The organism is Pseudomonas sp. S2_F03 (assembly GCF_054668335.1).
Genome location: NZ_CP162759.1, coordinates 6,314,627 through 6,335,132, shown reverse-complemented (window position 1 = coordinate 6,335,132; position 20,506 = coordinate 6,314,627). Strand labels below are relative to the sequence as shown.

Below are 20,506 nucleotides of genomic sequence, written 5' to 3'. Positions count from 1 at the left end.
TGATCAGGATGCGCTTGACCCCTTTGCTTGCGACAGGAACAGCAATTCCCGACTCAGATGTGTCGAGATTCCTCGCCCTTGCGCGGCCGGATGGACCACGCTGAGGGCCAGTTCAGTGGTATCTGAGAGCGTGTCATGGCATAACGCGGCGTGTCCCAGAACACGTTCGCCGTCCACCGCCAGCATGGATGTCCAGTGGCCGTCGGCGTTGTGCTGGCTGATCATGTTCGGCAGATAAACATCCGGTCGAGCGTAATGATCCCCGTAGACCTCGCGAAACAACTGGCTTACGGCGCTCCCATCACCGGGTTGGTAGCGGCGATAAACAAGCTTGAACATCACATACGCTCCGTAACGGGGGTGTCGTATACCCGCAGGTCCAGGACCCGCATCTGTTTGCCGGAGCGCGGGTGAAGTTTCAAATCAGTGACCGCGCAGGACAATACGCGCAAAGTCAGCAGCCCCGCGCGATTCAGTTCCTCAATGCCGGGATAGTGGGCGACCAGCGCTTCATACAGCGCGTTGCAGGTGGGGACGGTGGCGGTTGAATGCATGTCAGGTACCCACCTCACCGTCACGATATCCCTGCATTCTTCTTGCTCGATCACCAACTGCCATTGCTCACTGGAAGCGACACGCTGCAGGATCTGCAGGATTTCGTCGACCAGAAAGGTCAGCGAACCGACCCGAACCCGCTGACTGAGGGCGCTACGTCCCTTGAGTGCAAATTTGCGCATCGGCGTCGTGGCTGGCTCACGCCAACAAGCACGATCGCCCACCGGATAACGCAAAAGTGGCATGAGTCGGCGCGTCAGGTTGGTGACCACCAGCAAACCGGTGCGATCACATTCCTCAATGACTTCCCCGGTGAGTTCATCGACGATTTCCAGCAATGTGTGCGGTTCAAACGTCCGATGCTCACCCAAGGCGCAATCACGGGCGCTGGCCCCGATCAGGCCGGCATCGACGCTGGCGTAGCCGGCGGAGGCAATACGCACATTGGGAAGCACTGCCTCGAGCATGGCAATTTGCGAGGGAAACAGACTTTCGCCGGCATATAGCAACGTTTCAACCCCCGGCAGGACTCGATGATGCTGGTGCAGGTAGGCGGCAAATCGCAACAATTGCGCGGGTACGCCGGCCAACACGTTGATCCGGTGTTTATCAACCGCATCGGTCAGCACATCCATATCGACGTTTCCCGTGAAGGGGAACTCGCAGATGGATTTTTTGATGTGCGCGAGTGAGTCGTGGAAAAACACAAAGCTGGCGTAGAGGTCGCCGGAAAAGAACAGATTGGCGACGCGGTCACCGTTCTCCAGTTGGGCAGAAACACTGGCACCGAATGTGCTCACCAGCGTCTGCCATTCGCTGTTGGTATAAACACTCAGTTTGCCATGGCTGGTCGATCCACCGGTTTTGAATACCAGCCCGTCCTCGACTTTACCTGTCAGCACGCCCCAATGATTCAAATCGTTACTGTCTGCCCAATAATCAGCCGTATTGGTCAAGGGCAGGTTTTTTAACGTTATTTCTTGTGTCGGTAAGTGTTGCAGATATTTACGAAAAAAATTTGAGTGCTGCCTTACATATGGCACGAGTTGTTCAAGCGAATAAATTGAATTCACTGGGTTCTCTATCTATCAGGTGTTTCAGGATTAAAAGACATGCCGCTGTCAAATAGCGATCTATTTATGTTCGTTTATCAATGATCAACGGAGTTTTGCCACTGTGTGTGTTTCTTGTGAAGGCCGATTCAGCACACTCCGTGAACTTCCACCGTTAAAAATGAATCGTTCACCGCGTTAGCCAAAGATTCATCAGTCAACAGATTGTGTAGAACTTCATCGGTGTCTGAATTCACCAGAACGCGCAGCCGTTCCATACCGTCCGGCGCATGGTCCAGGATGATTTGAATCGGTCGGCCGACGCTGTCTTGCAACGCCTGCGGTGAAATGAATTGTGTGCCGATCCGCAGCAACTTGCCGTGGCGCTGAAGCAATCTCGAATCGCGGCGACTCGAGCCCGCAAGGGCAAGCTCCGGGTACCCAGCGACCGGTATCGCCCACGTCATACCGGTGCACATCCTGACCTTCCCGCGCCCGGGAAGTGAACAGTAAACGACCGACCTCATCGGCCCGAACCGGCACATCCTGTTCGATGTGTACGATCTCCAGGTGCTGGGTATCGCACATCAAATGAAACACCCCATTGGCCGTCGCGGCGCAGGCATGTCCAAGAGGGCCTGCGTCGACCGAGCCATAGATCGCCGAGCGAGTCTTTACCACCCCACAACTTTCCATCAGCCGCAGGCTGGCCTCCGCCGGGTGTTCGCCGCCGAGGAACACTTTGTCAATGCCGCCATAAGCCTGAAGAAGCTCCTGTTCATTGAAGAACAAGCGGTGCAAGGTGCTCGGCATGCCGATCAGCACGGTGACGTGGTGGTCCACGATCATCCGGGCTATTTCGCTGAAGTCGTCATTCGGCGGTGCCCCCATCGGGAAGTGGGTCACACCCATTTGTTCAAGAATCGTGGAAAAGCTGAAAAAACCGCCGTACAAGTTTCCCGCCGTAAAACAGGTTCATCACCCGGTCCGTAGCAGGATTTAGGCCTGCGGCAAACATGCCATCGGCGGCTGCGCGCATCTGTCGCTGGAAGTCGCGATAACTGAATCCCGCCAACGCCGGTGTGCCGCTGCTTCCTCCCGAACGAAAGTAAAGCTGTGCCGCGGCACTGACTGGCTGAGTCATGAACGCGTTTTTATCCATGATCGGGGCTTGGCGTATGTCGGGTTGCGCAGGTCGCGCGTCGAGTGTCGCCCGGCAGGTCGCCGCGTCCGGTGACAAGCTCACCGAGAGGCGACGACTCAGGCGCGACAGGGCGTAGACGCCGTCATGCGGCTCACCGGTGTAGCCATCGTGAATAAACCCGCAACGCGCAATGCGCGTGACCCCGGCGCTGACCAACGTGCGCACCAGAAGGGGAGTTTGTGTGGGAGAACATATCAATGCACAGCTCTGCAGCACGGTGCGCCACGGCAATAACGCCTCGGCGATCAAGTGTTGCGGCACCGGTTTAAGTAGCAGCGTGCGAAACAACGGCGACGGCGCCAACGTTTGATCGTGCTCCCAGATGATTCGCCATCCGGCGCCGGCCCAGACCTGACCGACCTTGTCAGCAAAGCACTGCTCCAGCCGGGCCATGGCGGTTCGGGTGATGATTTCCGAAGCTTCCTGATCTGTCGGTACCAGCGCCGGCCACTGCGGGGCGCGACGATTGAACGCTTCGACCAGTCGTTCACCCAGGTCCTGCAAGACACCCGGGTCGCAGCTGTCGACGAGCAACCATTGCGGGCTGGAGCAGGCCTGTTGATCCAGACTGCAACCTCGTCCACCAACGCATCCAGCATTGGAACAGTGGCCGCGTCTGGCGACAGGTAGGCGAAACTGATTCTGTGCCCCCAGTCGATCCAGCGACAGCCGGCGCGCAGGTGCTGGCGAATGGCCTGAAGGGCCATTTCACCCCCCAGGCCGACACACCATCAGCGTGAGCGCAAAGTTGAGGGATCTGCGCGGTGCTGACAGGCAAGACCGCAATGAAATCGGCCAGTTTGCCACTGTTGTCGCACTGCACCAGGGCGGCGAGCAGTCGCGCAGTCAATCCTTCATCACTGGCGCTGGGGCGCAGCCAGTTGATGTTGCCGGCCAGCAGGCTTTCGACGACCGCGCAGAACGCCAGCATCGGGGCATTGCCCGGTGTCACATGAACCACCAGCCCCAGTGGGTGCCAGCTTTCAAAACTCGTTTGCCGGTAGTCGATTCGGCGTAGCGAGCGTGGTTGAGCGCCCAGTTCTCGCTCAAGCTTTGTACTGAGATTTTCGCGTTGGCAGAAGTCGATTAGCCCTTGGTGTTGTTCTTCATCGAGGGGTAGATCAAGCCGAATGGTCTGTAATCGCAACGCAAAACGAGCGGCGGTTTCGATCACGGTGTCACTGTCGATCGGCCCACTCAGCAGGCGTGGCAGTTGTTGGTGTAGACGCTCAAGCGTTGACTCAAGGGGGACATCGTCACGCAGTTGGCCATTGATCAAATACATGTCACACCCCTCCAATAAGTTCGGACGCGGCCATCGCGCAGCTTCGGCTGGCAGAGGTTCCGGCGCGTCCATGCAGTTCAAACCAGTCGGTCGCCAGGCCGCACCCGCAGGTTACGCCGGGGTGTAGCGTTGCCAGATCGTTCATCACTGCGGCATGCGCCGGGCTTGAAGAAATGTACGGCGACACAAACCCAAGCAAGCCGCGCTGGCCATAAGGCTGGACGCTGAAATCAGTGGGGTTGCGTACGAAGACTTTTGAATACACCGGCACATGGAAGTGCTGGTGAGCACACTGGACGTAGGGCACGGCGTGTTCGACGGCACCAAAGCCATCCCGGCAGCGGGACAACTCGATACCCAGTTGGCAATTGATTCGCTCATACAGCTGTGACAGAGGAATCTGCTGTGCGGCCTGGGTTTTCCAGCCACCACCGAGAAACACCAATGACTCGGCTGGTAGTTTGAGGTCCGCGATGCCGGTGTCGATCATGTGTTGCAGCGCGTGGGCAGGAACGCCGGAAATCCGAGAATGCGCACGGGCAAACCTTCTTCGGCGAATTCCTGCAAGGCGCGGACGATGCCAAACAGATCAAACGCGTGGCCACTGCCAGTCAGGCGCAATCCGTAAACGACCCGGTTGGACGGGCGCATAACTGCATAAAAACTGATCGGTGTAGGCGGTTCCCAGACTGATGGTCGCTTCGGGTTCATAGCTCAAAAGCAAGTAGTTGCAGGGGCTGTCGGGGGTGTCCCAGCCGTAATGTCGGAAAATGTGGTTCACCATGCCTTGGGCTGCGGCCATGCTTCGCGTGTCATAGCGCATCCGGCTTTTTTGGCCGCTGGTGCCTGACGATGTCAGCTCCAGCGCGCCTTCGCCCGACGGTCCCAATAGTAAATGGCGTTTGAAGAAGTTGGCGAAAACCGGCGGCAGTCTTGACCAGTCATCCATCGACATTAACGCCTTGGCATCCAGTCCATTGGCGTGCAGCCAGCGTTCATAGCCAGGTGTGTGCTGGCAATGGAACAGACTGATTTCGCTCATCGCCCGATCGAACAGGCCGTCTGGCACCGAATCCAGACAATAGGGTTTCGTTAGCGCGCACAGCGCATCGGTGTGAGGTAAATGGATCATCAAAAGACCTTTGCTCAGGGATCAGGCGGCAATCGCGACAGCGTTGCGCCGGAAAAGAAATCGCAGGGGCCATAGGCACAGGAGCCCCGCGATACCCGCCATCAGGGAGAAGGATTCATGGCTGCTGCCAGGCGCCGGGCGGCTGCGAGAATTGACCCGCCGCTGCCCATGACCATGATCGAGAGCATGCCCACCATGGCCGAGACCAGGCCTTTGCTGTCGTCGCTGGTAAATAACGCCAGGCGATACAGTGCGGCATTGCTCATGCCCAGGCCGACGGCGTATAGCCCCAGGCACGCGATCAACCAGGGAGTCGACGCACCGAAGGCGCTGAGGATGACCAATGCGATGAGCCCTGCGCACAACGGCCAGAGCGCGTATCGAATCAACTGTGGGATGTCAGTCTTGGCGATCAATCGGTTGAGTATCAGGTTGCCGACAATGACGGCAGCAAATACCGGGATCTGCCACAGTCCGTATTCAAGCGGCGATAACCCCAGGTTCTGCATCAGCAACACCGGTGCCAGCCCTATCCAGGCAATCAAGGGCAGGCCTCATGATACCCAGCGCGACAGTGGCGTTCAGGAATCGCCGGTTGTTGAGCAACGCCGCATAGCGACGAACAGTGCCGCGCCATTCAAACGGCACAGCCACCAGGCGCACACCGTCATGGCGCAATGTGCCCACGGTTTCCGGCATGAACAGGTAAAGCCCCGACCAGACCATTACGCCACCGAATCCCAGCAGTAAAAACAGCTCCCGCCACGTCAGCCACTCTAATAACAGGCTGCCAAGCAACGGCCCAAGGAGGGGAGAAAGCAGTGCGACGTTGCCCAGCAGCGCCATGATTTTTACCGCGTCGGCTTCGCAGAACACTTCTTGCAAGGCGGGATAGCTGACAGCAATGACAAACCCCAGGCCCAGGCCCTGGATCAGGCGTAAACCGTTGAACGCATAAATGCTTTGCACACCGAAGGCAGCGCTACACGCCAGAGCGAATACCGCACAGCCGATGAGTAACATTTTGCGGCGACCGAAGTGGTCGGAGAGAGGCCCGATAAGCCATTGCAAAAGTATGCCTCCCGCCAAATACAGATTGAAGGCGAAAGGAACATGTCGGGCACTGGCGTTCAGTTCATGGGTGACGGTCAACATGGCGGGCATGATCATGTCACTGGCCATATAAGTGAGTAGTTCGAATAATGTTATTGCGAAGCAAAAGCCAAGCAAATGATGTGGACTTATATTTATCAATGGCTTGTCCATGGCTTTCCTGTTTTCGCTGCAAGTTGAATAGCGGACTATCGTTTTGCGCAATAAGAGTATCCAGCGAACAGGGGTACTTCCAATCAACGATTGAGACTTAAGGTTTCAAAAATTTTCACTATGTTGCAATGCGCGTTGCGAGGGGGTAGGGGTAAATAATTTGTACGAAAATGCCGCAATAAGGGCGGGCATTAGCTCGGCGATTATGGGAAGTTTCCTACATGTAAAATGAAAAAATGGATACCCTTCGAGCCAGTTGGAAGTTATCGATGTTGATAATAACCAGGTCCGCCACGGTCATAGTGGTGGTCGCCGTGCCAGCCACCATGGGGGAAAACGATGCAGCCACTCAAGGCCAGGAGTGCAAGCAGGGGAATCAGCTGTGTGATTCGACGAAACATTTCAAAATCCTCATGGTTACGCCGCTATGGAGCCAAAACTCGTCATCGGCTGTAACATGAGACTCCGTTTGCAGCGCATCATCCCCGCAGAAAGGTAGGGGGTTGGCATGCATTCGGATACAAAGTGGATACTTTTACAGGTTCAGGAACTGGCAATGACTCAATCGCAACGTTTGAAATACTCGATTTTGATCGCTCTGCTCGTGCTGGGGATCATGTTCGGCCTTTCGTATTTGCAAAATGAAGGTGTCATCACTGAGAAGGTGTTTCAGTACATCGCCATCGGCGTGGCGGTGATCGTGGTGGTGATGAATGGCGTGATGCGTCGCAAGGTCAAGCCTTGAGCGATGCATCTGGAGCTGAGGGCTCGCGATGGAGCATGGCTATGGCGTGCGGATGCAGGCTGTAGCTTTTGTCCGGATTGAGCATGATCACGCCTTCGCTGCACAATCGTTTCAACACTTCTCGCACACTGAGGAAGGACAGGGGAATATCCAGGTCCATCAACTGGCTGTGTACACCGCGCACGCCAAGGCTGCGTTCGTTTTCGGCGGCGACCAGCAAGGCGTCGATCACTTTCAGGCGAATCAGGCTGGTTCGCAGGCCAAAGCTTTTAAGCAGCAATCTGATCCGTTCATTGACATGGTGCTCACCGCGTTGCTCGAAAATTGCGGTGCCCATGGCAGGGCTTGTGGGCGCGTTGCTACCGTCCGTTGGCAGATGCGAGTTGTACATGCAAAAACTCCTTTTCCGAACCGGCCAGGAAATGTGATGGGTGCTTTCATTCATTGAGTTGAACGAGCCCGACAAATAATGAGGGCCGGAATGTAGAAAATTTGTCGGCAGTATGTGAGTGGCATGTGATGACGGTCATCTGGAATGCCGTTGCCGGGTCACTTTTTTGTCTTTTGTTTTCGCACGAGGATTCTGTGCCGCACTCCAAAAGTGCGCCTGGAGGGTCAACCCGGCGCGACCACACCTGCCACAGGATTGCGGCCTTCAGCTTTTGGGGGCTTGTTGCGGAATGGAATTGATGACCGGGTTACCGTCCTGGTTTCGGGTCAGGTAAACCGGTAGCACCTTGGGCAGAGATGCCACCAGGTTGTTCAGGTCCTTGATGTTGTAGATACCGCCAAGGCGGATCTGGCCGGTGCGGTGATCGGCCACCGTGACGGGTTTGCTCAGGTAACGATTGATCAGCGGCAAGACATCGATGAGCGCCAGATCATCGACGATGAGTTTGCCACTGCGCCAGGCCAGGGCATTATCGCCGGAAGAGGTTTGACTGATTTGCGGTGTGTAGTCGCCCTCGCTGTAGCGCGCTTGCATGGCGGGCCCCAGAGATAAACCATTGCCGGGAAGGTCATCGTTACTGGTGACCAGCAACGAACCTTCGATCAGGTTCACACGGACCTGATCTTCGTACATCCAGACATTGAATCGGGTGCCGGTCACCCGAACTCTGCCGCTGGCGGCCTTGACGACAAACGGGTGCACCGTGTCAGGGTGGACGCTGAAGAAGGCTTCGCCTTTTTTCAACGTCACCCGACGTTGATCCTTGTAGTGGCTGAACGTCAACTCACTGCCAAGGTTCAGTTCAACCTGGGTGCCGTCGCTCAGGGTGACCTGACGGACCGTGTCGCTGGCTTCAAAATGCTGGTACGAATCAGGGAACCACCCCAAGTTCCAGCCGCTGAAAGCCACGAGCGGCAGCACCACTGCGCAAAACGCGACGGCGATGCCGACACGGCGCCACGGCATGGCGGGTCTGGAGCGAGCAGCGGGGTCGTCCGCTTTGGAGCGCGGTAACTCCCCTGCGACCTCCCAGATCTCCAGCATGGCCTCGTACTCAATCGCATGCAGCGGATGAACGTCACGCCATTGTTCGAAGGCGACCCGCTCCTGGGCCGTGCAGTCGATAGCGTGCAGACGCAAGCACCAGTGCGCTGCGGCATCGGTGATCGCGTCATATTTGGCTGGCAGTGGAGAATTGTCGGTCATTGACTCGTCCTGATTTCCGGCATTCTAACTGCCGTCATGGCAATTAACTATCAATTGAGTTTTTCAGGTCAGGGGGCATTGACGTGAAGTTGTCGTCCCAAATGACCGATCAACCAGGCGATGCTGTCGGCGTTACTCAGCTGTACCTTAAGCCGGACCAGGGGATCTTTCTTGAAGGTATGACGGGCGCCGCTGAGGTTTTCTGCGCCGGTCAACTTTAAAACATGATCTTTGACCCGCCGAGTATCTTCATGAGACGTATTACCCAGTTCCTCCCACTCGCCGGTATCAGGGTCAGGGGTCATGAATAGCTGGGTATAGGGTGTCTTGACTGAAAGCCCGGTGCTTTGAGCCTCGGACAACGCGGTTTTGAGCATTTTGGCAATCGTGGTGGACGTCCCTATCAGATCCGCGAATGGACGGCTGACATCGAGGTAGGCAATGTCTTCAGCCTTGCAGGCGATGTGTGACAGCTCATGAATAATCGTCATCGCACGGCTATGCGCACCGATAGGGAATTGCCTGTCGCGCAGGTGCTGGCGGTAGTGTTCGAAGCCGGGACTGAAGAACTTTTCAACCAGGTGTAGCTTTCGCTTCGCATCCTTAGGCGCGATGAAGGCAAACGCATCCGTCGCGCCGACCATCCGGCCGACCACAAAACGATCGGAGTCGGGCTTCCTGAGCGTGGGGTCGAGCAAGGCTGCAAACACCTCGGTCACGGTTTTTTCCAACTGTTCCACGTGCGCGGGCAATACATGCTCTATGCCGATAAAGTCGGTGACGATCTGATGAACCGGGGTCTGGGTCTCTTCGGAATTCTTCAGCAAGTGCAGATTGCGAAAGCAGGTCCAGGCATAGGTAGTGGCCTGGTCCAGTGCCTCTTCGATCTGACGCGCCTTGTACGGAAACCTTTGTCGGATTTGCACCATTCCACTGGCGTCGATGTTCATGCCGCCCCACACCGCCATGGCCGTATCCAATCGGTCGAGAAGGCTGAAGTGGGGCTGTGACGTTTTCCGGTCAAGGCCCCATTGTTTCGCTGTGTTTTGGAGTAATAGAGGGCCACGGATCTGGTTACCTGCAATGCGCCAGCGAGTGCCATGCCTGGCGACCGCAAACACCTTTCCTTCAACGGGGGCGTAATGTTTTGCGGTTTTTGGATGGGTATAGAGTCCACGCGATGCGTCCAGGGTCAGTGAACCCAGGTCGACTTCGATGCTTTCATGGCGCTTCAAGTGCGTGCGTTCAGGGCCGGTGATGTCGACGTCATGCCATTTGAATTCGGGGGCGGGCGCCTGCGGCACAGTGGAATCCGGCGTCGAAGGTATCTTGCTTTGAAACGCCTGCGATTGCCGTAACGATGCCAGTTGAGCAATGCCGCTGATGAACGCTCTTATCGCCGCGCCCCACTTATGCGTCTGAAGGTCTTCAGCGGATTGCTTGATGTCGCGGTAACTGCGCCACACGGTGATGGGGTAAGTGAGTTTTCCCATGAAAAACGAGACGGTCTCGTGCAGGTCTTCGCTCAGCACGTGCTTGATGGTCGCCCATTCACCGTGTTTTTTGTCGTCGGCCTGACAACCGAGCAATCGACCCAACAGCGCCGCATTGTCATTGAACAACTGGCTGAACAGGTGCCCATTGATCGGATTGGACGCCAGTATTACCTCGCTGGTGCGGGGTTCGGAAGACGTTGCTGCTCGAGTGCCACGGTTGTGAGTGATTGCCATCCGGTATTCCAGCAGTGTCCGGTCGGGTTGCGGCAGGTGTGTGAGTAGCCAGTCGAGCAGCGGTCCCCGCGCTTTCAACTCCGCCAGCAGTTGCCCTTCGTTTTCATATTCCTTGATCCCGTGAAGAGGGCTGTGTGGCGCGACAAGGACTTGGGGCATTGCGCTATCTGTTGCCGAACCGATCAAGTAGACACCCGCAACCTTGATCGTCTGTGCCGGCTTGATCCCCAGGAATTCCAGCGGACGAATGATTGCGTGGGCACCGTCGACTGCCGCGCGGGCGATGGCGTCGGGCATGTCCATGATTTGCCGGACCAGATCAAATCCCGATTCACTCAGGCGTTCCTGCAGTTTTTCCGTGTGGGCGTAATGCATCAGTTGCCAGGGCAGTTGTCGGTAAAAGCGTTTTCTGCGATCGGCATTGGCCGGGGTATCTGCAAGGGCTTCGTTCAGTATTTTCTGCTGTTGCTCACCCGATTTCAGGTTTCGTATCAGTTCGTTGATGTAGCGCTCGTCCATCTCCTTGGGAATCACGGTGTTATCAAGCGATTCCAGATTGAATCGGGCCTGGTCCAGTTCCTTGAAAGGCGTCAATGCAAAGTCGGTGAGGGTTTGAGTACGGGGCGACGAAGTGGGGCGTGCGCTGATCCGGATCAGGACCTTGTCCGGGTCGATATTGAAATCGTCTGTCTTGAGTTGTTTTTCCAGTTCAGCGTGAGCCGTGCGCTGCAGTGACTGTAGGCCCGTGAGGTAATCCTGGTCGTCCTTGACGCAATCGAGGTATTGCTGCAGCAGTTCCCCGTGCAGCACCAGATCTTTAAGGGACGCCTTGGCCAGCCATGCCGGCAGTTTTTGTTGAGTCGTCAGTGACAGGGCAATCTCCGTCGCACGGCGCAATCCCGTCAGCGGCTGTCGTAACGCCACCAGGTTCAGCAGGTCGGTCAGTGGCGCGGAAGGGAGTGGCGTGGCCAGTGCGCGAGTGATAAACGTCTGGTCGAGATGGACATGGGGCTTTTGAAGGTGATCGAGAAAATGCCCGTGTATCTGCTGAAGTGGCGCCCGTGTGTAACGTCTGCCCGGTAATCGTTCGCTACGGCTGAGGTTCTCCAAAAGGGTCAAGCGCAACGTGTCGTCATTTAGGCGATGATCGAGCTCGGCATGTAATCGAGGCAGTGCCTCGAAGGCTTCGAATCCCAATGCCGGCGTCCACAAGATGGCCTTGCCCGAATGCTTCGGGTCCAGGCCACCGCGTTCGGTCAGCACAAAACAACTGGCCAGTTTCATAGGGGCGGCCACGCCGCTTACCTGCAGCGCCAGGGAAAACACCTGCGGCAAAAAACCGTTCAATGCGGCTCGCTGCAAATGCACCGGGCTGTCGAGCACGGTTTTGATGATGGCCTGTTCCGCCGATCCCAAGGTCCTTGCGACCGTGCGCAGGTTCAACTCAGTGCGCAACGCCGTTGACAGGGTCTGGGTAAAACTTGATTGCAAGTTCTCCACGGACGAACTGACAAGGCTCTGTACCTGGGTGAGGGTGCGCAGGCCTGGGGGAATGGCCGGATGCTTGTCCAGGAGTTGATCAAGCGCCTGCGCAACCGAATCAAGCCGCACCAGCCCTTCCTTGGCCGACTCGGCTCGTACGGTCACCGGTTGCGCACTCCAGCGCTGGTCGACCCGTGTACTCCAGCGGCCGGCAGCGTCGAAGGCCAGCAGGCGGTCGTCGATCAGACCACGGACATCCAGTGCACTATCGAGCAAGGCATAGGGCGACAGCGTGCCTTCGCTTTCACGGTAACGGCTCAAGGCATGACTGAGGTTGTCGCGTTGCTTGTCGATGATGGTGGTCATGATGTCTTCAAATGCCGGCTGCACGACGGGGGCGCCTTCAATCAAGCGTTCATCGGGCGGCAGGCCCAGAAACGTGGTGCGTTCCTCCAGCGACATGAAGTTGAGCAAGGTGTCTTCATATCCCTCGCTTTTGAGCATGTTCAGCACGATTTTTTTGACTGCCGACAGTGTGTCAGCGGCTTCAATGCCACGAGACGGGGTGTACAGAAAAGCCAATGTGTCGGCGCCTCCAATCATCAAGGCCGAGGCCAGTTCCACGTAATGCTTGAAGGGGGCGGTCACCCGCACTTTTTCAATGCTCAGAGCATCCGTGGGCGCGAGGCTGAGGTTCATCAGTTGCAGGTACTCCTGCGTCGTCAACGTGCCCTCCTGGCGCTGGAGTAGAAGCTTATGGTGGAACGTATCGCGCAAGCCTTCGCTGAAAAACGCCCGGCGCGACAGACCATTGCTCATGGCGGTGTTCCAGAACACATCGAGCTGGCTGTGCAAGTGAGGCGTGAAACTGTGGGCGATTTCTTTTACCGCGCTTTCCCACGCCAGGTTATCGGCATCGCTGCTCAGGCCGTGTCCGGGATGGGCAAAGAGCCTGGAGTCGCCCGCAGGCCACTGGTTGGCCAGGTAAAAGTGAAGGAGGGCGTCATTGAGCGATAGCGACGTTATCGTGTGCCGGGGTTCACGTTCGTCGAAGGCCGAAGGGGTACTGACAAAACTCTTCAGTCGCGTCAGACGCTGGTCCAGGGCCGGAAACGGTTTGTGCAACACGTTTTTCAAAGTGCCATCGAGCATTGATTGCAGCGTTGGCAGGTTGAGCAACTGGTCCATCATGGTCTGGATGTTCTGTTCCTGGTTGCGTTCAAGCCGGACCTGTTGGTCTTGAAACACCGCGCCCGGGATTTCTGTCGTGGAAATATCAGCTGCCGCGGTGGCAGATAGCGCGCGGCGTTGATCGATAGTGAGAAAGCGTAACAACTCACGTTTGCCAGGGTTCGACGCCAGCCATTCCTTGAGCTTGCTTTTGAGGTCGTCCATGTCCGCGAACTTGACCAACCCCTTTCCACGGCGTGTAAAGCGTGACTTCGCCATCATCCGGGCGACTCATGGCAAAAGTGCCAGCCAATGGAATATCCGGCGTGCCCGGCCTGTTCAGTAGCAGCAGGTAAACGTGCATAGGGTCTTTTTGCGCGATACGGGCGACCTCGGTCGCCAAATACACGCTCTTCAACCACTTCAGGTCGTCAAGGGTGAAGTTCAGTGCTTTTTCGCGGTCACCGGGCTGGCGGGCGGAGGAGGCGCGTTCTGCCTCGTCGAAAAAATAAGGGGCGGAGGGATCAATCATCGTTCTTCCTCGATTTGCCGCGATCGGTTGGCAATCGCTGACTATTGGCTGGAGGAAAACGATACGGTCAGTCGACAGGTTGCGTGCGGTACATATTGCTTGAACCAATCAGGTGGCCGAGGCTTGACAGGACGCCGGTACAGCAGCGCTTAATCGGCGACTCTTTTGGGTTGCCTTGCAACCTTGTTTCACCCTGTTGCCCGTACTCAATAATAAAACTGGAGCTTCAGATGACCGCATCGCCCGAAATGGCCGTCAGTTCGAACACCCAAACGCTCGATTTCGACGCGCTCGTTCAATTGCTCGAACAGATTTTTGTACGCCACGGCACCTCTGCCGAGGTCGCTGGAACCCTGGCTCGCAACTGCGCCGGCGCCGAGCGCGATGGTGCTCACAGTCACGGTGTGTTTCGTATTCCCGGTTATGTCTCGACCCTGAAAAGCGGTTGGGTCAATGGCCAGGCCGTGCCGGTGGTAGAAGACGTTGCCTCGGGGTTCGTCAGCGTCGATGCCGGCAATGGTTTTGCCCAACCGGCGCTGGCGGCGGCACGCGCACTGTTGGTGGAAAAGGCCCGCAGTGCCGGCATTGCGGTGCTGGCGATTCGCAACTCGCACCATTTCGCCGCCTTGTGGCCGGACGTCGAACCCTTTGCCTATGAAGGGCTGGTGGCGCTGAGCGTGGTCAACAGCATGACCTGCGTGGTGCCGCACGGCGCCGATCGTCCGCTGTTCGGCACCAACCCGATTGCGTTCGCCGCCCCCCGGGCCGATGGCGAGCCGATTGTCTTTGACCTTGCCACCAGTGCCATTGCCCATGGCGATGTGCAGATTGCAGCACGCAAGGGGGAGCGCTTGCCGGCGGGCATGGGCGTGGACAGTCTGGGCCAGCCGACACAGGACCCGAAAGCGATTCTCGAAGGCGGCGCATTGCTGCCCTTTGGCGGGCACAAAGGGTCGGCACTGTCGATGATGGTGGAACTGTTGGCGGCAGCGCTGACTGGCGGCAATTTTTCCTTTGAGTTCGATTGGTCTAATCACCCGGGCGCCAAGACTCCCTGGACTGGCCAATTGCTGATCGTGATCGATCCAAGCAAGTCGGCCGGGCAAAATTTTGCCGAACGCAGTCAGGAACTGGTGCGGCAGATGCACGGCGTGGGCCTCAAGCGCCTTCCGGGTGATCGACGCCACCAGCAACGGGCCAAGTCCGTTGCTCAAGGCATTTCGCTGGACGCCGAGACGCTGGCGAACCTGCGAGCACTCGCGCAGTAACAAGGAAACGACAATCCTGTAGCAAGCTGGCGAAGCCTGCGTCCGGCTGCGCAGCAGTCGTAAAATCAAACGATACGGTGTTTCAGGACATCCGCGTGTATAGGATTTACGACTGCTGCGCAGCCGGACGCAGGCTGCGCCAGCTGCTACAAACCTGTAAGGCAGGCATGAAAAAGGCGAGCGCAATGCTCGCCTTTTTGCTGTTTAACCCAGCACCGTTTAACGTCGACCCAACAACAATCCGACCACCAGCCCGAACCCGGCAGAGATGGCGACGGTTTGCCATGGGTGACCACCAATGTAGGTTTCGGTGGCGTCGACGGCGGGTTGGGCCCGGTCGCGCGCACGGCTGACGGAGTCCCGTGCCTGCTGAAGTTTCAAGGCGATTTGCTCACGCAGGGTCTCTGCGTCATCGCCGACCAGCGCGGCGCTGCTGTTGAGCAGCTTTTCCGACTCTTCGATCAGCGTTGCCAGCTCGCTGAATGCCAGGTCCTTGATTTGCTCTTCGGCCAATTGTGCGGCGGTTTTGCGAGCCATTGAGGTACTCCTTGCAGGTAAGTGGACAGTGAACAATGGAGTCTGGCGGCAACGAAAAAGTTGCAGTGAATGTTTCCGATGAGCCTACAGGATGGAAAATCCCGAGTCGGACATTTCGTCCTACAGTGTAAGATGTCGCCTATTTTACGCAGCAGGAAATTCCCATGAGCTTCAATCTGGCCGACAAACCCCTCGCCGAGCGCGCGGCGCTGGAAGATGAAAAGTCCCGTCTGTTCGACCTCTGGCAAAGCAACCTGGGCAAATCCAAGGGGAGGCGGCGCGGTTGTTCGGTGAGCGCGCCAAGCGTAAAGGCAAGTGGGCTGAGTGGGTCCGGGCCGAACTCGACGCAATGTCACCACCGGAATACGCCAACATGGTGCGCAGTGAAATCAACCGCCTCATGGCCGCCAACAAGTAAGGCCGTTTTTCAGGCAAAACACGCGACAATCGCCTCACGCACTTTCAACACCACCGGGTCGAGCTGAGTGCTAGTACGCCAGCCCAGTTCGATCGGGTAACGCGGCAACGCCAAAGGGCAGGGCAGCAACGCCAGGCCACTGAGCGCCGCGATGCTTTGCGCGGCGTGCGCCGGAATGGTCGCCACCGCCTGACTGCCCTTGAGCAGATGGGGCAACGCGGCAAAGTGCGTGGTCGACGCACACACCCGCCGACTGAGCCCCAGTGCCGCCAGCCCTTCATCGGTGATACCGATAAAACCACCGGACGACACCAGGATGTGATCGCGGGCAACAAACTCCTCAAGACTGATGATGGATTGCCCTTCGGTCAGGCTGGCGCGATCCACCAGGCACCTGTATCCGCCTTCACCCAATACCTGACGACTGAGCAACCGTTCGGCGAATCCACCGGCGGTGATCGCCAGATCGATGCTGCGTTCCATCAACGCATGGGCGACGATCTGGCTGTGGGTTTGCCGGAAGATCAGCCGCAGCTTCGGTGCGGTACGCGCCACTTCTTCGATCAATCGCCGGCCATAGGCGATTTCAAAATCATCCGACATCCCCACCGTTACGGAGCGACCTTCGTAATGATTGGCCGCCGGATCGACCATGGCCAGGCTCTGACGGCATTTGTTCAATGGCGTCGCTGACCACCGGTTTCAGTTGGTTGGCCTTGAGCGTCGGTGCCAGTCCACGTCCGGTGCGCACAAACAATGGATCGCCATACACCTCGCGTAGTCGACGCAACGCGGCACTGACCGCTGATTGCGTCACGCCCAGGCGTAAGGCCGCGCGGCTGGCGCTGGACTCCTCATGCAACGCTTCGAAGACTTTGAGCAAGTTGAGATCGACGGTGGCGATATTCATAGGGTTCATATCATTCAGCAGCGAATCGGGCTTTATTCATGATCCCGTGGCGCCGGAGAATGAGCAACACCTGATGCCAATGGAGTCACTGCGATGCCCAAGTCAATTGTTGCCGCGCTGCAAATCGGCTCCTTGCCCGGTGGCAAGGCCGACACCCTGGAGCAGATTCTTGCCTGGGAAAACGCCATTGCCGAATCCGGCGCCCAATTGGTGGTGATGCCCGAAGCATTGCTGGGTGGATACCCCAAGGGCGAAGGGTTTGGTACGCAACTGGGTTATCGGCTGCCGGAAGGTCGTGAAGCATTTGCCCGCTATTTCGCCAACGCCATCGATGTGCCTGGCGCCGAGACTGAAGCCCTGGCCGGTTTGTCGGCGCGTACCGGGGCCAATCTGGTGGTCGGCGTCATTGAACGCTCAGGCAGTACGCTGCATTGCACGGCGCTGTATTTCGACCCGCAGGCCGGGCTCGTGGCCAAACACCGCAAGTTGATGCCCACCGGCACCGAACGGCTGATCTGGGGCAAGGGCGATGGCTCGACGTTGCCGGTGATCGACAGTCAGGTCGGGCGCATTGGCGCGGTGGTGTGCTGGGAAAACATGATGCCGCTGCTGCGCACTGCGATGTACGCCAAAGGCATCGAGGTGTGGTGTGCGCCGACGGTAGACGAGCGCGAGATGTGGCAGGTCAGCATGCGTCACATCGCCCATGAAGGCCGCTGCTTTGTGGTCAGCGCTTGCCAGGTCCAGGATTCACCGCAAGCCTTGGGCGTGGACATCGCCAACTGGCCGGCGGATCGGCCACTGATTGCCGGTGGCAGCGTCATTGTCGGCCCGATGGGCGATATCCTGGCCGGGCCGCTGCGTGACGGCGCCGGTTTGCTCACGGCGCATATCGACACCGACGATTTGATCCGCGCGCGATATGACTACGACGTGGTCGGGCACTATGCGCGCCCGGATGTGTTTGAGCTCACCGTCGATGAACGACCTAAGCCCGGCGTACGCTTCACCTCGTAATATCGGGGTTTTCCATGACCTGAAGGATCGAGGCTTCCGGGTCGAAATCGTCTTCTTCCAGCTCGATGAACTCCTCGGGCAGGAAGATGTTCAACACGATGGCGCACAACGCCCCGACGGTAATCGGCGATTCAAAAATGTTATGCAACGCCATCGGTAACTCGCGCAACACCTCTGGCACCGCCGCCACACCCAGGCCCATGCCGAGGGAAATCGCCACGATCAGCATGTTGCGTCGATGTAGGCCGGCTTCGGCGAGAATCTTGATCCCGGCCACTGCCACGGTGCCGAACATCACCAGCTCGGCGCCGCCAAGCACGGGTTTTGGCATCAGTTGCAGCACCGCGCCGATCATCGGGAACAACCCCAGCAGCACCAGCAAACCGGCGATGAAAAACGCCACGTAACGACTGGCGACGCCGGTGAGCTGGATCACGCCGTTGTTCTGCGCAAACGTGACCATCGGCATGCTGTTGAACACCGCCGCCATGGCCGAGTTGAGGCCATCGGCGAGCAGGCCGGATTTGATCCGGCGAATGTAGACCGGGCCTTTGACCGGTTGCCGGGAAATCATCGAGTTGGCGGTCAGGTCACCGGCGGCCTCGAGGGGCGACACCAGGAAAATCACCGCAACCGGCACAAACGCGACCCAATCGAAGTTAAAACCGTACTTGAACGGCACCGGCACGCTCATCAGCGGAACATCGGGCAGGCTGGCGAAACTGACGTCGCCCATCAGCCAGGCCACGACATAGCCCAACGTCAGGCCGATGACGATCGCACCGAGGCGCAGGAACGGCACATCGACCCGGTTCAACAGCACAATTGTGCCGAGCACCAGCGCCGCCAGCGCCAAGTGGCTGGCCGCGCCGAGGTCCGGTGCACCGAAGCCGCCGGCGATGTCGGTCATGGCCACTTTGATCAGCGACAAGCCCATGAGGGTGATGATGGTGCCGGTCACCACCGGGGTGATGAGCATCCGCAGTTTGCCGATGAACTGGCTCAGCACCACTTCAATGAACGCCGCAAAAGCACACGCCAAAGATCGTCGAGAGGATTTCGTCGGTGCCGCCGCCCCGTGCCTTGACCATGAACCCGGCACTGAGAATCACACTGATGAACGAGAAACTGGTGCCTTGCAGGCACAGCAAGCCGGAGCCGATCGGGCCAAAGCGCCGTGCTTGGACAAAGGTGCCCAGGCCGGAAACGAACAGCGCCATGCTGATCAGGTAGGGCACTTCACTTTGCAGGCCGAGCGCACCGCCCATGATCAGGGTCGGGGTGATGATGCCGACAAAACTCGCCAACACATGTTGCAGGGCGGCGAATACCGTCGCGGTCAGGTGCGGGCGGTCGTTGAGGCCGTAGATCAGGTCGTTGTTGCGCAAGGCGGGGGCTTTTTCAGAGGCGGTCATGATGGTTTGCGTGCCAAAAGGCGGGCCGGGTCGGAAAATGGAGGCGCAGGATGCCAGCAGCGGACAGCGAGGGCAACGCACAATAACTGCCTGAAAGGTCGGGTTTTCTCGTTCCCATGCTCCGCGTGGGAACGATCATCGCTGGGAATTCATTCAAATGCAGCGAGCAGGTCTTCTTCAAAGGCCTTCTGCGCATCGCCCGGTACCACGGCGCGGTGACGGGCCAGGTGGAACGCCACCTCAAAGCTCAAATCACCTTCTCGCACGGCGCGAAGCAAACCTTTGTCTTCCCAGCTGCGGGCAAAGTGATCAGGCAAGTAGCCCACGTGTTTGCCCGACAGAATGAAGGCGAGGGTGCCTTCGACTTGCTCGGAGCGCGCCGAGCACAATTTGCCTTGAAACGGCTCGTCACTGCGCAAAACGGTAGGGGTGATCGACTCGGTCACAGGCGTGCAGGGCGTCGTCGCTCGGCGCGTCATCGGTGAACAACGGATGGCCGGCGGCGCAATACAAATGCTGGGTTTCAGTGAACATTTCGCGGTAGTCAAAGGCGCCCTGCACCTGTGAAAAATAGCCGATGGCCAGGTCAAGTCGTTGTTGTAGCAGCAGGCGTTCCATTTCGCCGGGCATGGCGCTGATCAACTCGATGCGCACCGATTCGTCTCGCTCACGAAAGCGTCGGATCGCATCGGCCACCCGCTGCAGCACCGATTGATCGAGGGCCTCGGACAGGCCCAGGCGCACTTCGCCGATCAATCGGCCCGCCACGCCATTGGATTGATGACGAAACGCTTCGATGGACTCAAACAACCCGCGCGTCGCGGTCAACAGCTGCTCACCCTTGGGCGTGATCTTGAACCCGCCCTTGCCACGACTGCACAAGCGATAACCGAGCCGGGTTTCGAGCCTGGCCATTTGCTGGCTGATGCTCGACTGGCTCAAACCCAGCTCACCTTGGGCCGCGCTGAAACCGCCGCACTCCACCACACGGACAAACAGGCGCAGCAGTTGCAGGTCGAGGTCGTGAAGTTGCCCGAGCATCAAACATTACTCCGCCATAAAGTCAGGTTAACAAACTTGGTATTTCGCCAATGTATCCGAGCGAGCACGCTGCATCCACTTCCCCTGGTC

Annotated in this window: 8 protein-coding genes and 8 pseudogenes; 4 read left to right on the top strand and 12 right to left on the bottom strand. The window is 57.9% G+C overall.

Annotated features, from left to right (window positions below):
* Nucleotides 1-3 precede the first annotated feature (3 nt).
* The 5 genes and pseudogenes from AB4N76_RS29710 to AB4N76_RS29690 form a co-directional block, all read right to left on the bottom strand.
* Nucleotides 4-339: a GNAT family N-acetyltransferase gene (locus tag AB4N76_RS29710; protein WP_460163935.1), complete on the bottom strand. Its 336-nt coding sequence runs from the start codon at nucleotides 337-339 to the stop codon at nucleotides 4-6.
* Complete coding sequence (locus AB4N76_RS29705) at nucleotides 339-1,628, bottom strand: phenylacetate--CoA ligase family protein (RefSeq protein WP_460163934.1); 1,290 nt, start codon at nucleotides 1,626-1,628, stop codon at nucleotides 339-341. The genes AB4N76_RS29710 and AB4N76_RS29705 overlap by 1 nt, the downstream gene beginning before the upstream one ends.
* A gap of 64 nt (nucleotides 1,629-1,692) precedes the next feature.
* Nucleotides 1,693-4,096: pseudogene (locus tag AB4N76_RS29700) on the bottom strand (acyl-CoA reductase).
* 1 nt (nucleotide 4,097) lies between these two features.
* Nucleotides 4,098-5,228 (bottom strand): annotated as a pseudogene (locus AB4N76_RS29695) (LuxE/PaaK family acyltransferase).
* A gap of 21 nt (nucleotides 5,229-5,249) precedes the next feature.
* Nucleotides 5,250-6,494: pseudogene (locus tag AB4N76_RS29690) on the bottom strand (MFS transporter).
* Between the two features lie 556 nt (nucleotides 6,495-7,050).
* On the opposite strand from AB4N76_RS29690, the gene AB4N76_RS29685 reads away from it, so the two are divergent.
* Nucleotides 7,051-7,239 (top strand): hypothetical protein, encoded by a 189-nt coding sequence (locus AB4N76_RS29685; protein WP_460163933.1) that lies wholly within the window; start codon nucleotides 7,051-7,053, stop codon nucleotides 7,237-7,239.
* On the opposite strand, the gene AB4N76_RS29680 is transcribed toward AB4N76_RS29685, so the two are convergent.
* The 3 genes and pseudogenes from AB4N76_RS29680 to AB4N76_RS29670 all read right to left on the bottom strand — a co-directional run bounded on the left by AB4N76_RS29680 (nucleotide 7,229) and on the right by AB4N76_RS29670 (nucleotide 13,810).
* Nucleotides 7,229-7,630, bottom strand: coding sequence for a fe2+ zn2+ uptake regulation protein (locus tag AB4N76_RS29680; RefSeq protein WP_460163932.1), 402 nt, complete (start codon nucleotides 7,628-7,630; stop codon nucleotides 7,229-7,231). The genes AB4N76_RS29685 and AB4N76_RS29680 overlap by 11 nt on opposite strands.
* 264 nt (nucleotides 7,631-7,894) lie before the next feature.
* Nucleotides 7,895-8,896 (bottom strand): FecR family protein, encoded by a 1,002-nt coding sequence (locus AB4N76_RS29675; RefSeq protein WP_460163931.1) that lies wholly within the window; start codon nucleotides 8,894-8,896, stop codon nucleotides 7,895-7,897.
* Between the two features lie 68 nt (nucleotides 8,897-8,964).
* A pseudogene (locus AB4N76_RS29670) lies at nucleotides 8,965-13,810 on the bottom strand (dermonecrotic toxin domain-containing protein).
* Nucleotides 13,811-14,040: 230 nt separating this feature from the next.
* On the opposite strand from AB4N76_RS29670, the gene AB4N76_RS29665 reads away from it, so the two are divergent.
* Nucleotides 14,041-15,078, top strand: coding sequence for an Ldh family oxidoreductase (locus AB4N76_RS29665; RefSeq protein ID WP_046033072.1), 1,038 nt, complete (start codon nucleotides 14,041-14,043; stop codon nucleotides 15,076-15,078).
* A gap of 219 nt (nucleotides 15,079-15,297) precedes the next feature.
* On the opposite strand, the gene AB4N76_RS29660 is transcribed toward AB4N76_RS29665, so the two are convergent.
* The gene (locus AB4N76_RS29660) at nucleotides 15,298-15,615 is read right to left on the bottom strand and encodes an ElaB/YgaM/YqjD family protein (protein ID WP_046033073.1); all 318 of its coding nucleotides are present in this window, start codon (nucleotides 15,613-15,615) and stop codon (nucleotides 15,298-15,300) included.
* Nucleotides 15,616-15,779: 164 nt separating this feature from the next.
* Between AB4N76_RS29660 and AB4N76_RS29655 the strand changes: the two are divergent.
* Nucleotides 15,780-16,033: pseudogene (locus AB4N76_RS29655) on the top strand (hypothetical protein).
* Nucleotides 16,034-16,042: 9 nt separating this feature from the next.
* Here the strand turns inward: AB4N76_RS29655 and AB4N76_RS29650 are convergent.
* Nucleotides 16,043-16,952, bottom strand: a pseudogene (locus AB4N76_RS29650) (LysR family transcriptional regulator).
* An 84-nt stretch (nucleotides 16,953-17,036) separates the two neighbouring features.
* Between AB4N76_RS29650 and AB4N76_RS29645 the strand changes: the two are divergent.
* Nucleotides 17,037-17,960, top strand: coding sequence for a carbon-nitrogen hydrolase family protein (locus AB4N76_RS29645; RefSeq protein ID WP_258665817.1), 924 nt, complete (start codon nucleotides 17,037-17,039; stop codon nucleotides 17,958-17,960).
* Here AB4N76_RS29645 and AB4N76_RS29640 read toward each other — a convergent pair.
* Both AB4N76_RS29640 and AB4N76_RS29635 read right to left on the bottom strand, forming a co-directional pair.
* Nucleotides 17,950-19,375 (bottom strand): annotated as a pseudogene (locus AB4N76_RS29640) (nucleobase:cation symporter-2 family protein). The gene AB4N76_RS29645 and the pseudogene AB4N76_RS29640 overlap by 11 nt on opposite strands.
* Before the next feature lie 149 nt (nucleotides 19,376-19,524).
* Nucleotides 19,525-20,416 (bottom strand): annotated as a pseudogene (locus AB4N76_RS29635) (LysR family transcriptional regulator).
* Nucleotides 20,417-20,506 lie beyond the last annotated feature (90 nt).